Source organism: Streptomyces sp. NPDC001530, from assembly GCF_042894545.1.
GTDB lineage: Bacteria > Actinomycetota > Actinomycetes > Streptomycetales > Streptomycetaceae > Streptomyces.
In genome coordinates, this window is the sequence record NZ_JBIAVS010000016.1 from 237,398 (window position 1) to 251,367 (window position 13,970).

Below are 13,970 nucleotides of genomic sequence, written 5' to 3' on the forward strand. Positions count from 1 at the left end.
TTAGACGGGAGAGAACGTGGAAGTGTCCGACCGCGCCCGGCAGTTGACCGGCTGGTTGCCGACCGACCGAAGGTGATCGTTCCGGGCTCGGACGCAGTGACTACCGCTCGAAGCCCACGAAGGTTGCGGTGGCCCGACGTAAAGAGTTGGCAATGCGTCGCATTATCGGCTGTGGATAAAAGCGGGCAAAAGGTGCCCAGTCGGAAAGTCTGCCGAATCCTTACGGCCCTTTGTTTTCAGGGGATTCGGCGGAGACGAGAGTGACCGCGCGAAAACCTGCGCACATCGTCGACCCGGCGCGAGACCGGGTCCTCCATACGGGTGAGGACCCGCACTACTGCCCAGTGACGATTCGGACCTCGGCCGCGGACGTCCGCGCGGCCGAGCTCCCCTTCGCGTCGGACGTGCGCCACTCGCTGTCGGTGCTGCCGGCGGTCCACTCCCGGCCCGCGTACGACACCTTTTCGATGTGCAGTGCCGAGGAGTTGGCCACGGCCCAGTGGGCCAGCTCCCAGCCGCGCTGCCGTACGCCGGTCCCCGAAGTGGCCTCCTTGCGCACGGGGACGGTCACGGTCCGCCCCCCGCCCGTCGAGGAGGCCGAGGCCGCCGGCGACGCGGAGACGGTCGGCGAGGCGGAGGCGCCCTCGGCCCCCACATCGGCTCCCGCCTCCTGCAGCACCTCGCGCCCGAAGTCCCGTACGAGCGCGGCCCGCACCGAGTCCGCGCCGCCGGCCAGGGTCGCGTCGGGGCGCCCTTCACAGGTCAGCGTGGCCGCGGCGCGGCCGGTCAGGGCCGTGGCGAGCAGCGTGGCGTCCGGCTCGTGCTTCGCGTACGCCTGCGGATAGCCGCTGCGCTGCACGCGCTGCGCGGCGACGGTGAGGGGAAGGCGCGAATAGCCGGGCACCTTCGCCAGGTGTTCGTAGAACACCCCCGCCGCGTACGTCGGGTCCATGATCTGCTTCGTCGTCCCCCAGCCCTGCGAGGGCCGCTGCTGGAACAGGCCGAGCGAGTCACGGTCGCCGTGCTGGATGTTGCGCAGCCCGGACTCCTGGAGGGCGGTCGCGAGGGCGATGGTCACGGCACGCTCGGGCATGCCGCGGGAGGTGCCGACCGCCGAGATCGTCGCCGCGTTCACCGCCTGCTCGGGCGTGAACTCGTACGACGCCCCGTCTCCCTTGCCCGAGACGACCTTGCATCTCGGCGCACCCGTGCCACCCGTGAGGTACTGCACGGTGAGATAGCCCGCGAGCGCGAGCAGGACCACGACGGCCCCCCCGAATCGGAGGAGGCGGCCGCGCCGGACGGGAGTGGGGGACGGCTCTGGCACGACGTACAAGGTACTGGAGGCCTCTGTCGGCGGCCCGTGGGGCTGTGGACAACCGGGGAGCCCCCGGTGCATCCGGCCGCTCATGGGACTCGGAACCCCGGGGCGCTAGGGTCGACGGCATGGCCGACACCCCACTTGACCTCACCCTGGACGCTGCAGAGCTCACGGCGCAGCTCGTCGACTTCCCCTCGGAGAGCGGCACCGAGAAGCCGCTCGCGGACGCCATCGAGGCCGCCCTGCGCGCCCTGCCGCATCTGGCGGTCGACCGGTACGGCAACAACGTCGTGGCGCGGACGAACCTGGGCCGCGCCGAGCGCGTCATCCTCGCCGGCCACATCGACACCGTCCCCATCGCCGACAACGTCCCCTCCCGCCTCGACGAGGACGGTGTGCTGTGGGGCTGCGGCACCTGCGACATGAAGTCGGGCGTCGCCGTCCAGCTCCGCATCGCGGCCACCGTCCCCGCCCCCAACCGCGACCTCACCTTCGTCTTCTACGACAACGAAGAAGTCGCGGCACACATGAACGGTCTGAAGCATGTGGCCGAGGCCCACCCCGAGTGGCTGGAGGGCGACTTCGCGGTCCTCCTGGAGCCCTCGGACGGCCAGGTCGAGGGCGGCTGCCAGGGCACGCTGCGGGTGCTGCTGAAGACCAAGGGCGAGCGCGCCCACTCCGCGCGCAGCTGGATGGGCTCGAACGCGATCCACGCGGCGGCCCCGATCCTGACCAGGCTGGCCGAGTACAAGCCGCGCTACCCCGTCATCGACGGCCTCGAGTACCGCGAGGGCCTGAACGCGGTGGGCGTCTCGGGCGGAGTCGCCGGCAACGTCATCCCCGACGCGTGCGTCGTGACCGTCAACTTCCGCTATGCGCCCGACCGCAGCGAGGAGGAGGCGATCGCCCACGTCCGCGAGGTCTTCGCCGACTGCGGTGTGGACGAGTTCGTCGTCGACGACCACAGCGGCGGCGCGCTCCCCGGCCTCTCCCACCCGGCGGCCGCCGCCTTCATCGAGGCGGTCGGGGGCACCCCGCAGCCCAAGTACGGCTGGACGGACGTCTCCCGCTTCAGCGGGCTCGGCATCCCGGCGGTCAACTACGGCCCGGGCAACCCGCACTTGGCGCACAAGCGCGACGAGCGGGTGGAGACGGCGAAGGTCCTGGCGGGCGAGGAGCGGCTGCGCGCCTGGCTGACCGCCTGAACCCGCCCGAAAAAGCCCGAACCTGCCTGAATCCGCCCGAACCTGGGCAGTGCCCGGCGGACATACTTACGTCCCCCCTCCGTAACCCGCGTAGATCTACGCTGGGGTGGAACAACCTTCCCCAAGCCCTCGGCTTCTCCCCGAGTCTCGGCTTCGCTCGAGCGGGGGACCCCATGAGCAGGGGGAGGCCCCTATGCGGAGGGAGCGGACATGGCTACCGGCAACCCCGAGGGCAAGAAGGTGCCACCCGACGAGAAGCGGCTCGGGCCGGTGCTGCGCAGGCGCAATCAGGTGCAGGCGAGCACCACGGATCAGCGCCTCCTGGACGCGGGCGGTCCTTCCGACTGGGTGCACACCGACCCCTGGCGGGTCCTGCGCATCCAGTCGGAGTTCATCGAGGGCTTCGGCACGCTGGCCGAACTCCCGCCCGCGATCAGCGTCTTCGGATCCGCCCGTACGGCGGTGGACTCGCCGGAGTACGAGGCGGGCGTCGCCCTCGGGCGGGGCCTGGTCGAGGCCGGCTTCGCCGTGATCACCGGCGGTGGCCCCGGCGCCATGGAGGCCGCCAACAAGGGTGCCTGCGAGGCGAAGGGCATCTCCGTCGGCCTCGGCATCGAGCTGCCCTTCGAGCAGGGGCTGAACCCCTACGTCGACATCGGCCTGAACTTCCGCTACTTCTTCGTCCGCAAGATGATGTTCGTCAAGTACGCGCAGGGTTTCGTGGTCCTGCCCGGCGGGCTCGGCACCCTCGACGAACTCTTCGAAGCGCTCACCCTCGTCCAGACCCAGAAGGTCACCCGCTTCCCCATCGTCCTCTTCGGCACCGCGTACTGGGGCGGCCTCGTCGACTGGCTCAAGAACACCCTGATCGCCCAGGGCAAGGCCTCGGAGAAGGACCTGCTCCTGTTCCATCTGACCGACGACGTGGAGGAGGCGGTGGCACTGGTGTCGAAGGAGGCGGGGAGGTAGTCCGGTTGGGGCTTCTTCGCCCCCGCCGCGGGGGCTGAAGGATTCAGCCTCTCCGGCGTTTGAGGAGCGGGGGTTTGAGGAGCGGGGGTTCGGGGGCGGAGCCCCCAAGGTCGGGAAAGGGTAGGGGCGGCGGGGGCGCACTCCATCCATGAGCGGCTCCGCCGCGGGCCCTACGCCAGCCCCCGCCGGGCGACCGCCGGCGGTCGGTGGCCCGCGATGGACGCCACCATGTCCAGGACCTGGCGGGTCTCCGCGACCTCGTGGACGCGGTAGACCTGAGCCCCCAGCCAGGCGGACACGGCGGTCGTCGCCAACGTGCCCACCACCCGCTCCTTGACCGGCTTGTCGAGCGTCTCCCCGACGAAGTCCTTGTTGGAGAGCGAGACCAGCACCGGCCACCCCGTTGCCACCATCTCCCCCAGCCGCCGCGTCGCCTCCAGACTGTGCCGGGTGTTCTTCCCGAAGTCGTGCCCGGGGTCGATCAGCACGGACTCCCGCGGCACGCCCAGCGCCACCGCACGCTCGGCCAGCCCGACGGTCACCCGCAGGATGTCGGCCATGACATCGTCGTACGTGATCCGATGCGGACGCGTACGCGGCTCGGACCCCCCGGCGTGGGTGCACACCAGCCCCACCCCGTACCGCGCGGCCACCTCCGCCAGCCGTGGATCGACCCCGCCCCACGCGTCGTTGAGCAGATTCGCCCCGGCCTCGCAGACCGCCTCTCCGACCTCGTGCCGCCAGGTGTCGACGCTGATGATCACGTCGGGGAAGCGCCGACGCACCTCGGCGACGAAACCGACCGTACGGCGCGCCTCCTCCTCGGCGGTCACCTCTTCCCCGGGCCCGGCCTTGACCCCGCCGATGTCGATGATGGCGGCACCCTCCGACACCGCCTGCTCCACGCGGTCAAGCGCCGGCTCGTCACGGAACGTGGCTCCTTGGTCGTAGAAGGAGTCCGGGGTCCGGTTCACGATCGCCATGATCACCGGCTCGTGCGGGTCGAATTCCCGCCTGCCCAGCCTGAGCATCCCCTATGACCTCTCCCAGTAAGTCCCGCTGATAAGCCGCCTGCGACCTTAACTGTCAGACTCGCATGGCACGATCGGACTCTGACAGTTTCAGCATCAGTACTTCCGCGCCGACGCGCCCGCGTCGGCACCAGAGCGTGGGGACCTCAGCGATGTTCATGTTCTTGTTCCTGGTCGTCGCGCTCGCCGTCGTGGTCGCCGCGGTGACACTGTCCGTGGTGGGCGGCGGCGAGAGCGCCCCCCTTCCCGAGGCCGTGCCCGAGCGGCTGGCGGACCCGCTGCCCCACGACCGTCCGGTGCACCGCGGTGACGTGGAGTCACTGCGCTTCCCCGTCGCCGTACGGGGCTACCGCATGGCGGACGTCGACGACGCGCTCGGCCGTCTCGGCGCCGAGATCGCCGAGCGGGACGCCCGGATCGCCGACCTGGAGGCCGCGCTCGCCGGGGCCCGCGCGAGCACCGCGACCTCCCTGCGGAAGCAGACCGAGGAGGACCAGCGGTGAGCGACGCACTGGCCGGACCCGACGGCGCCATGCGCTGTCCCTGGGCCTTGTCGACCGAGGACTACGTGGCGTACCACGACGAGGAGTGGGGCCGCCCGGTCCACGGCGACGACGCGTTGTACGAGCGGCTCTGCCTGGAGGCCTTCCAGTCGGGCCTGTCCTGGATCACCATCCTGCGCCGCCGCCCGGGCTTCCGCGCCGCCTTCGCGGGCTTCGAGATCGCCAAGGTCGCGACCTTCACGGACGGCGACAAGGAGCGCCTGCTCGCCGACCCCGGCATCATCCGCAACCGCGCCAAGATCGAGGCGACGGTGGCCAACGCGCGCGTGCTGGCCGACTGGGCCCCGGGCGAGCTGGACGAGCTCATATGGTCCTTCGCCCCCGACGCCTCCCGCCCGGCCCCGACGAGCCTGGCCGACATCCCGGCGGTCACCGACGAGTCGACGGCCCTCTCCAAGACCCTGAAGAAGCGCGGCATCCGCTTCGTGGGCCCGACAACGGCGTATGCCTTGATGCAGGCGTGCGGCCTCGTCAACGACCACCTGTCGGACTGCACGGCCCGCAGGAGCGCCCCTTAGGGGGCGCGGGGCTGTGACATATGCGGCTCCGCCGCGTGGGCGCGACCAGCCACAGACGGTCCGCAGTTCCCCGCAAACCGTCACCGCCCCAGATACTTCGGCTTCTCCTTGTTCACGAAGGCCTCCACCGCGATCGTGTGGTCCTCCGAAGCCCCCGCCCGCGCCTGAAGCTCGTCCTCCTTCTCCAGAGTCTCGTCCAGAGAATGGGAGAGCCCATACGCGAGCGACTCCTTCAGCGCGGCGTACGCCAGAGTCGGCCCCGAGGCCAGCCCCCGGGCCACCTTCTCCGCCTCGGTGCGCAGCTCGGCAGCGGGCACGAGCCGGTTCGCGATCCCCAGCTCGTACGCCTCCTGGGCGGTGATGCTGCGCGGAAAGAGCAGCAGATCGGCGGCCCGGCCGGGCCCGACGACTCGCGGCAGCGTCCAGGAGATCCCGGAGTCGGCGGTCAGCGCGACCCCCGCGAAGGACGTGTTGAAGGCCGCCGTATCGGCGACGATGCGGTAGTCCGCGGCGAGGGCGAAGCCGAAGCCGGCCCCGGCGGCGACCCCGTTCACCGCGGCGACCACCGGCTTCGCGGCGCCGGTCAGCGCCCGCACGATGGGGTTGTAGTGCTCGCGCACGGTGCTCATCGTCTGCCCCGACCCCGACTGCTTGTCGGCGGCCAGCAGCCCGATGTGCTCCTTGAGGTCCTGTCCGACACAGAACGCGCGGTCGCCGGCGGCGGTCAGCAGGATCGCCCGCACGTCCCCGTCCGCCGCGGCCGCCTGCGCCGCGTCCCGGAAGGCGACCTTGGTCTCGATGTTCAGCGCGTTCATCGCCTCGGGGCGGTTCAGCGTGATGGTCGCGAGTCCGTCGCTCACCTCGTAGAGCACGGTGTCGGCCATGATGGGTCCCCTCCGGTGTCGCGGCTCCGGCGTACTGGTCAGTACGTCATGTGTCTGAAGGACAGCATGGCGGAGATCACCGTCCGTGGACCGGACCGGACATGTGACCTGCGTCAAAGAATTCCACGCGGGGGAAGACCATGCGGCGGCGAAGTATCGCAGTCACATCGCCGAATTGAGTGGTTTTGCTCAAGCGCGTTGCGCAAGCGATGCCGACTGATGTTGGTCATCGGGTCCCGCGATGCGGGATAATGGCCTGGAAGCAATGTGTTCGATGCCGGTGACGCGTGTCCTATGAGAGGACGTGCGTGCCCTCCAAGGGGCCGTCGGCGACGATGAGCTGGTTTCAGGAAGGGGAACGAGCATGGCGGCCATGAAGCCGCGGACGGGCGATGGCCCGCTCGAGGTGACCAAGGAGGGGCGGGGCATCGTCATGCGCGTTCCGCTCGAAGGCGGCGGTCGGCTCGTCGTCGAGCTGACCCCTGACGAGGCCGACGCACTCGGCGACGCCCTCAAGAAGGTCGTCGGCTGACGCGGAACGCGACCATACCTCTTCAGTTTCCCCGGCACCGTATTAGGTGCCGGGGAAGCTGTTTTTCAGGGGTACGGGATTGACGTAATGCCTGGTCGGAGGGCAGCCAGCGGCTGGGCTCAGCGCTTGACCGCGCACAGTAGGCCATCGCCCACCGGCAGCAGCGAGGGCACCAGGTCCTGGCTCTCGCGCACCGCGCGCAGCAGTTCGCGCAGCCGGCCGACCTCCGCGGGCTGCGGTCCCGAGTCCACCGTGCGGCCGTCCGCGAAGACGCCCTCGAAGACGACGAGCCCGCCCGGTCGCAGCAGCCGCAACGATTCAGCGAGGTAGTCCAGGCACTCCAGACGGTCGCCGTCGCAGAAGACGAGGTCGTATCCGGCGTCCGCGAGACGGGGCAGGACATCCAGCGCGCGACCGGGGATGAAGCGGGCGCGATTGCTCGCGAAGCCGGCCGCGCGGAAGGCCTGGCGGGCGAACTGCTGGCGCTCCGGCTCCGGATCCACGGTGGTCAGTACCCCGTCCGGCCTCATGCCGTGCAGCAGATGAATTCCGGAGACGCCGGTCCCGGTCCCGATCTCCGCCACCGCCTTCGCGTCGACGGTGGCGGCGAGCAACCGCAGCGCGGCGCCCGTGCCGGGCGACACCGAGCGCAGCCCTGCCTCCCGGGCCCGGTCACGGGCCCAGCGCAGTGCTTCGTCCTCGGCGACAAAGGCGTCGGCGAACGCCCAGCTCGTCTGCCGGTTGCCGGTAATGACCCTCTCCTGTCCCCGTGATTGCCTGGGCGTGACTGTATCCGTTGGTGCCGGGAACCCGCAGATGGGACCGGGCGTTTAGAGGGGTGGGGAAACAGAGCGGGGGGAAGCCGATGGATCGGGACGCAGAGCAGGGCGGCGAGCAAGTGCTGACGCAGCCATATGAGCGCGTATCAATTTCTCGTAAAACCGCTTATCCGGAGCTAACGGGCGAGGTGGCTATGGTAGGGGCTCCACTGGACACCACCAGAGCCGACAGGGGAGGTGCGGCTGCGCCTGTGGATCGAGGAGGGGTGCTGCGGCGCCTGCTCAGATCGGCGGGTGAGCCGAAATCCGTGACCGACATCGCTGACAAGTTCCACGCTGCTGCCCCCGCGCAGACCGCGACGTTCACCACCGACGCGGAGTCGCAGGCGTGGACTCCGCCCACCTGGGAGGAGATCGTCAGCACGCACAGCGGACGGGTCTACCGCCTCGCCTACCGCCTGACGGGCAACCAGCACGACGCCGAGGACCTCACCCAGGAAGTCTTCGTTCGCGTCTTCCGCTCGCTGTCGACCTACACACCCGGCACCTTCGAGGGCTGGCTGCACCGCATCACCACGAACCTCTTCCTGGACATGGTCCGCCGCAAGCAGCGCATCCGCTTCGACGCCCTCGGCGACGACGCGGCCGAGCGCCTGCCCAGCCGCGAGCCGTCCCCGCAGCAGGTCTTCAACGACGCGCACTTCGACGCGGACGTCCAGCAGGCGCTGGACACCCTCGCGCCCGAGTTCCGCGCCGCCGTCGTCCTCTGCGACATCGAGGGCCTGTCGTACGAGGAGATCGCCGCGACCCTGGGCGTCAAGCTCGGCACGGTCCGCTCCCGGATCCACCGCGGCCGCTCCCAGCTGCGCAAGGCCCTGGCCCACCGGTCTCCCGAGGCCCGCGCCGAGCGCCGCTCGTTCGTGGCCCGTGTGCCCGTACTGGGGGGAGGGGGCGCGACCGCGTGAGTGGATCCCGTCCTAGCCCCGCTGAGCAGCACCTCGGCGACCGACTCTCCGCCCTGGTGGACGGAGAGCTCGGTCATGAGTCGCGCGAGCGCGTCCTGGCCCACCTCGCCACCTGTGCGAAGTGCAAGGCCGAGGCGGACGCCCAGCGCCGACTGAAGAACGTATTCGCGGAAGTGGCCCCTCCGCCACCCTCCGAGAGCTTCCTGGCCCGTCTCCAGGGGCTTCCCGGGGGAGGTGACTCCGACGGCGGTGGCTCGCCGCTGGGCGGGGGAGCGTTCGGCGGACGATTCCCGGGCGCCGAGCGGACCTCCGGCGTCGCCGGAATCTTCGGGGTGAGGGGCGAGCCTTTCGGGTACGTCCCCGCCGGACCGCACGCCGATGTGCTGCCCCCCTCCTCGGGGCGCGGCTTCCGCATCCATGACGTTAGCCGACACGAGGTCGATCGCTCGGCCTCACGCGGGCTGCGGTTCGCGTTCGCCGCCGCCGGAGCGGTGTCGCTGGCCGCGGTCGCGCTCGGCGGGGTGTCGACCGGTACGCCCGGTGACACCGCGGACGCGCGCGGCGGTTCCGGGTCCGGAAGCAATGTGACGCCGACGCGTTCGCAGGGCACCGGGGCCTCGACGGCGCCCGAGTCGCAGCGTCGCCGGTCCGACGCGCCCATGCTCGCGCAGGGCCGCCGGGCGCTCGGCGACGGTCCCGTGGTGTCGACCGAGGCGTCCGCGCCGCTGCTGCCTGGAGGCCCCGTTCCGGCAGGCCGCGGCCAGGAATCCATGCACAGGCTGACGACGCCGGTGGTCGCCGGTGCCGCCGCGATGTCCCCGCTCATACGTCCGCTCACCGACGCCCAGCCGCTCGCGCTGACCTCCTGGTCCGCGGCGCCGGACATCACGACTCCGGGTCTGCTCGCCGCCCCCGCGGCCACCCCGTCCCCCTCCTCCTCACCGTCCCCCACCTCCCGTACGGCCCGCTGACCCCGCCCTCTGCGCGGCGGCCCGTGAACCTGGTTGAATCCAGGGTGGGCCGCGTCCGCAGGAGGGATCCCGGGCGCGGAGTCGGCAATCTGCGGTGACCGTCGGCGAGTTGTGCCGCGGGCCAGGTGTGGGGAGAGCATGAACGAGGGGAAGCCCACGAAGGCGAAGTGGTGGAGCCGGCCCCGGCCGCCGGTCCCTCCGGGGGATGCCAGGGCGGGCTCGTCCGAGGGCACCGACGGGCCTCAGGGCGCCGCCGACGTCCGTACACCTGGCCGTGCGGGCGACACCGAGGGCGACTTCACGCTGGACCGACCGGCGGCGCGCCCTGCCACGGGCGGCTCCGGAACCGGCAGCGACGGCGACTTCGAACTGGAGCGGCCCGCGCCGGTGCGGCGGGGTAGCGCGTCGGCCGGCGACCCGGCTCCGGCGGACCGTGTTCCGGCCTCGGGCGGCGACCTGGCTCCGGCGGACCGCGTCCCGGCCTCGGGCGGCGACCTGGCTCGGGCGGACCGCGTCCCGGCCTCGGGCGGCACGGGGGAGGCGACTGTGCCGCCGGCTTCCGCGCGGGTCGCGGAAGTCGCTGAGCAGGTCGGGGGAGCCTCCGCACGGGTCGCGGAATCCCCTGCGCAGGTCGGGGGAGCGTCCGCGCGGGTCGCGGAAGTCGCTGAGCAGGTCGGGGGAGCCTCCGCACGGGTCGCGGAATCCCCTGCGCAGGTCGGGGGAGCGTCCGCGCGGGTTGCGGGAGTGCCCGTGCAGGTCGGGGAAGCCTCCGTGCAGGTAGCGGAATCCCCTACGCAGGTCGGCGAAGCCTCCGGACAGGTCCCGGAAGCCACCGCACAGCTCACCCAGGGCGACACGAGCGCGCTCCCCGGTGCCCCCTCGGGCCGCCCCCAGCCCTTGCACGAGCCCGACCCCTACGGCACCCCGCCCTACGGTCAGCCCGGGCCCTGGGCGCCCGCCCCGCCGGTTCAGCACCCGGCGGCCACGCCCGCGCAGGGGACGCATGTCCCGGCGGGAGCATCGGCCCTGGGCACGCCCGTCGACGCCGTGGCCCCGGCCGCGCCCGGCATCCAGCTGCCCCTGGCCGCGCACGGCACCGAGCTGCCGCCGGCCGCGCCCGGCACCCGTCTGCCCCTGGGCACGCCCGTCGACGCCGTGCCCCCGGCCGCGCCGGGCACCCAGCTGCCCCCGGCGGCGCACGGCACCCAGCTGCCCTCGGCCGCGCACGGCACCCAGCTGCCCCCGGCCCGGAACGGCGGTCCCGCGCCCTCCGCCCCCGCGCCCTCCGCCCCTGCACCCGGCGCGTCCCCGGCCCCGTACACAGGCATCCCGCACGGCACCGCGCCTGCCCCCTGGCAGAACTACGACCCCTGGGCCGCCCCGGGCCCACTCCAGCAGAACGGCGCCGCCGTGGCGACCGTGAGGCAGCGGCGCAAGCGGGCGAAGAAGGTGCTGGTGCTCGGGGCCGTGGTGCTCGCGCTGGTCTCCGGGGGCGTGGGCGGCGCCGTAGGGGCGTATCTGGAGCGGAACGGGGGGATGGGGGACGTCGAGCTGCCGCAGGCGGCGAAGGAGGCGCCGGGGCGGGCTCCGGACAGCGTGGCCGGGATCGCCGCCCACGCCCTGCCCAGCGTCGTCACCCTGCATGTGCGCGGGTCCGAGGAGGAGGGCACCGGCACCGGCTTCGTGCTCGACAGCCAGGGCCACATCCTCACCAACAACCACGTGATCGAACCGGCCGGCAGCGGCGGCGAGATATCCGTGACGTTCAGCGGCGGCGAGACCGCCAAGGCCGAGGTCGTCGGGCACGACAGCGGGTACGACCTCGCTGTCGTCAAGGTCTCCGGCGTGAGCGGGCTCGATCCCATACCGCTGGGCAACTCCGACAACGTCCAGGTGGGCGACCCCGTCGTCGCCATCGGCGCGCCCTTCGACCTCGCCAACACCGTCACCTCCGGCATCATCAGCGCCAAGGAGCGGCCCATCACGGCGGGCGGTGAGAAGGGCGACGGGAGCGACGTCTCCTACGTGGACGCGTTGCAGACCGACGCCCCGATCAACCCGGGCAACTCCGGCGGGCCCCTGCTCGACTCCAAGGCCCGCGTCATCGGCATCAACAGCGCCATCCGCTCCGCCGACAGCGGCTCGGACCTGGAGAGCGGTCAGGCCGGTTCCATCGGGCTCGGCTTCGCCATCCCGATCAACCAGGGCAAGCGCGTGGCCGAGGAGCTCATCAACACCGGCAAGGCCACCCACCCGGTGATCGGTGTCACCCTCGACATGGACTACAGCGGCGACGGCGCCCGCGTCGGCACGAAGGGCAACGGCGGCGGCCCGCCCGTCACCGCGGGCGGCCCCGGCGCCGAGGCGGGCATCAAGGCGGGCGATGTCATCACCGAGGTCGACGGCCAGCGCGTGCACTCCGGCGAGGAACTCATCGTGAAGACCCGCGCCCACCGCCCCGGTGACCGGCTCCAGCTGACCCTCCGGCGGGGCGGAACGGAGAAGAAGGTCACGCTGGTGCTCGGCTCCGCCGACGGCCAATGAACCCGGCCACAGACACTGACATGAAGTTCACAGCTGACCGCCGCGTCCCAGCTCCGGACGGCAAACAACGCGGAAAACCCGGCGTGTACATGAACCCGGAAGGCCCGGGACAGTTCCGGACGGACAGGATCGACGGGTACCGTGGACCAGGCCCGGACCACGGAAGACCCACCGAGGGCCGAGGACCGAGGACATCGCAAGGAGCTTCAGGTGTTCAATGACATAGGACCGCTCGAGCTGGTGACGCTCGTTGTCCTCGCCGTGCTCGTCTTCGGCCCGGAGAAGCTCCCGAAGATGATCCAGGACGTCACGCGCACCATCCGCAAGATCCGCGAGTTCTCGGAGAGCGCCAAGGCGGACATCCGCGAGGAACTCGGCCCGGAGTTCAAGGACTTCGAGTTCGAGGACCTCAACCCCAAGACGTTCATCCGCAAGCAGCTGGACAACGACGAACTGGGGCTGAAGGAGATCCGCAACGGCTTCGACCTGAAGAAGGAGATGGCCGAGGTCACGGACGCGGTCCACGGCCGCGACTCCGACACCTCGTCGTCGTCTGCCTCCGCCGGTTCGACCGGCGGCTCCGTCGACATGACGAAGAAGCGGGAGAAGCTCGACCCGGACGAGCGCCCGCCCTACGACGCGGACGCCACCTGAGTCGTACGCACCACTCGGCCGTGTCGGACATCACCTGATCCGCACGGCCGTCGGCGTACCCGCACATCAGACCTACGCCTCGCGGCCGGAATCCGGCGCGTTCGCGTCCCACGCGCCGGTCGGTTTACCTGCTGCTCGGAGCGGTGTGGCTATGCTGCCCAGTTGTTGTGCGGACCGATAAGGACGCCCGAGGGGGGCGGGCCGCCCGGTCCGACGAGAGCGAGGAGGCGTCCGGGCAGATGGAGACGACAAGTCGGGTAGGCGCGCAGGCGCCGGCCGCGGAGGGCGGACAACAGGTCCCCTCCGCCCGGCGTACGGTCGACGGCTACCTGCTGGCGCCCTTCCCGTGGTACGGCCTCGACGAGGCCTTCACGGGGCCGCGCTGGCTGATGCAGGTGGGTACCTCGGCGGACGGTGCCGTCGAGCACGGTTCGATCGGGCACGGCGACGAGCCCACGGTGCGCGCTGATGCCACCGAGGACAAGGAACGCTTCGCGGTCGTGGTCACCGTCGCGGCCAACCCCGTACGCCGGAGCGCGGACGGTGCGGGCCTCCTGGAGGCCACCTCGGTGTCCTCCGCGGCCTGGCTGGCCGGTGTGGGGCTGCTGTCCTTCACCTGGCCCGGCCAGATGGACCACACCCTGCGGGACGACTGGCTGGACCAGCAGACCGAGACCGCGTGGGTCCTCGCGGACGACCTGAACGGGCCCGACTGGTCCTCGCTGTCCCTTCCCGTGGACGGGGTCCCGACGCCGTTCCACTACCGCGAGTCGGAGTTCGGCTGGGTGCTCGCCGGTTCCACCCAGGAGGGTGTGCATGTGGGGGCGTACGGGCGGGGGATGAGTGCGTATGGTCTGGGCTTCGCCATGATCAAGGACATCGGAGCGTACGCCTAGCCGGCGGGGTTACGGGGAAGGGGGCGCCGTCTGGTGACGGCGCCCCCTTCGTCGTACGAGGTCAGTCGGCTGCGGGCTGGTCGCGCCCACGCGGCGGAGCCGCATCTGTCACAGCCCCGCGCCCCTTACGGGGCGCCA

Annotated in this window: 14 protein-coding genes; 10 read left to right on the plus strand and 4 right to left on the minus strand. The window is 71.5% G+C overall.

All coding sequences use genetic code 11. The features are described 5' to 3' along the window. Nucleotides 1-334: 334 nt before the first annotated feature. Nucleotides 335-1,327, minus strand: coding sequence for a heavy metal transporter (locus ACFY0T_RS31775; RefSeq protein ID WP_388878117.1), 993 nt, complete (start codon nucleotides 1,325-1,327; stop codon nucleotides 335-337). A 119-nt stretch (nucleotides 1,328-1,446) separates the two neighbouring features. On the opposite strand from ACFY0T_RS31775, the gene dapE reads away from it, so the two are divergent. Continuing rightward, entirely contained in the window at nucleotides 1,447-2,526 is a 1,080-nt protein-coding gene (gene dapE, locus ACFY0T_RS31780) for a succinyl-diaminopimelate desuccinylase (protein ID WP_388878120.1), read from the plus strand. 210 nt (nucleotides 2,527-2,736) lie between these two features. Next, nucleotides 2,737-3,495: a TIGR00730 family Rossman fold protein gene (locus tag ACFY0T_RS31785; protein ID WP_388878123.1), complete on the plus strand. Its 759-nt coding sequence runs from the start codon at nucleotides 2,737-2,739 to the stop codon at nucleotides 3,493-3,495. A 170-nt stretch (nucleotides 3,496-3,665) separates the two neighbouring features. On the opposite strand, the gene folP is transcribed toward ACFY0T_RS31785, so the two are convergent. Further along, the gene (gene folP / locus ACFY0T_RS31790; protein WP_388878126.1) at nucleotides 3,666-4,526 is read right to left on the minus strand and encodes a dihydropteroate synthase; all 861 of its coding nucleotides are present in this window, start codon (nucleotides 4,524-4,526) and stop codon (nucleotides 3,666-3,668) included. Between the two features lie 152 nt (nucleotides 4,527-4,678). On the opposite strand from folP, the gene ACFY0T_RS31795 reads away from it, so the two are divergent. Together ACFY0T_RS31795 and ACFY0T_RS31800 are read left to right on the plus strand one after the other, a co-directional pair. Beyond that, nucleotides 4,679-5,029 carry a DivIVA domain-containing protein gene (locus ACFY0T_RS31795; protein ID WP_388878129.1) on the plus strand — a complete coding sequence of 117 codons (351 nt, stop codon included), beginning with the start codon at nucleotides 4,679-4,681 and terminating at the stop codon, nucleotides 5,027-5,029. Between the two features lie 29 nt (nucleotides 5,030-5,058). Beyond that, nucleotides 5,059-5,607 (plus strand): DNA-3-methyladenine glycosylase I, encoded by a 549-nt coding sequence (locus ACFY0T_RS31800; protein WP_388878235.1) that lies wholly within the window; start codon nucleotides 5,059-5,061, stop codon nucleotides 5,605-5,607. An 80-nt stretch (nucleotides 5,608-5,687) separates the two neighbouring features. Here ACFY0T_RS31800 and ACFY0T_RS31805 read toward each other — a convergent pair whose 3' ends face one another. Beyond that, nucleotides 5,688-6,491 carry an enoyl-CoA hydratase/isomerase family protein gene (locus tag ACFY0T_RS31805; protein ID WP_388878132.1) on the minus strand — a complete coding sequence of 268 codons (804 nt, stop codon included), beginning with the start codon at nucleotides 6,489-6,491 and terminating at the stop codon, nucleotides 5,688-5,690. Between the two features lie 364 nt (nucleotides 6,492-6,855). Between ACFY0T_RS31805 and ACFY0T_RS31810 the strand changes: the two genes are divergently transcribed. Beyond that, nucleotides 6,856-7,023, plus strand: a complete 168-nt coding sequence (locus ACFY0T_RS31810) for a DUF3117 domain-containing protein (RefSeq protein ID WP_003966491.1) — start codon at nucleotides 6,856-6,858, stop codon at nucleotides 7,021-7,023. Between the two features lie 119 nt (nucleotides 7,024-7,142). Here the strand turns inward: ACFY0T_RS31810 and ACFY0T_RS31815 are convergent, their stop codons facing one another. Continuing rightward, the gene (locus ACFY0T_RS31815) at nucleotides 7,143-7,841 is read right to left on the minus strand and encodes an O-methyltransferase (RefSeq protein WP_388878238.1); all 699 of its coding nucleotides are present in this window, start codon (nucleotides 7,839-7,841) and stop codon (nucleotides 7,143-7,145) included. 227 nt (nucleotides 7,842-8,068) lie between these two features. Between ACFY0T_RS31815 and sigE the strand changes: the two genes are divergently transcribed. The 5 genes from sigE to ACFY0T_RS31840 all read left to right on the plus strand — a co-directional run bounded on the left by sigE (nucleotide 8,069) and on the right by ACFY0T_RS31840 (nucleotide 13,832). Next, nucleotides 8,069-8,767 (plus strand): RNA polymerase sigma factor SigE, encoded by a 699-nt coding sequence (gene sigE, locus ACFY0T_RS31820; protein WP_388878241.1) that lies wholly within the window; start codon nucleotides 8,069-8,071, stop codon nucleotides 8,765-8,767. After that, nucleotides 8,764-9,738, plus strand: coding sequence for an anti-sigma factor family protein (locus ACFY0T_RS31825; RefSeq protein ID WP_388878135.1), 975 nt, complete (start codon nucleotides 8,764-8,766; stop codon nucleotides 9,736-9,738). The genes sigE and ACFY0T_RS31825 overlap by 4 nt, the downstream gene beginning before the upstream one ends. Nucleotides 9,739-10,284: 546 nt before the next feature. Continuing rightward, a complete protein-coding gene (locus ACFY0T_RS31830; protein ID WP_388878244.1) occupies nucleotides 10,285-12,282 on the plus strand; it encodes a trypsin-like peptidase domain-containing protein in 1,998 nt (665 codons plus the stop codon). Between the two features lie 210 nt (nucleotides 12,283-12,492). Then, nucleotides 12,493-12,936 carry a sec-independent translocase gene (locus tag ACFY0T_RS31835; protein ID WP_388878138.1) on the plus strand — a complete coding sequence of 148 codons (444 nt, stop codon included), beginning with the start codon at nucleotides 12,493-12,495 and terminating at the stop codon, nucleotides 12,934-12,936. A gap of 239 nt (nucleotides 12,937-13,175) precedes the next feature. After that, the gene (locus ACFY0T_RS31840) at nucleotides 13,176-13,832 is read left to right on the plus strand and encodes a hypothetical protein (protein WP_388878140.1); all 657 of its coding nucleotides are present in this window, start codon (nucleotides 13,176-13,178) and stop codon (nucleotides 13,830-13,832) included. The last annotated feature ends 138 nt before the right edge of the window (nucleotides 13,833-13,970 follow it).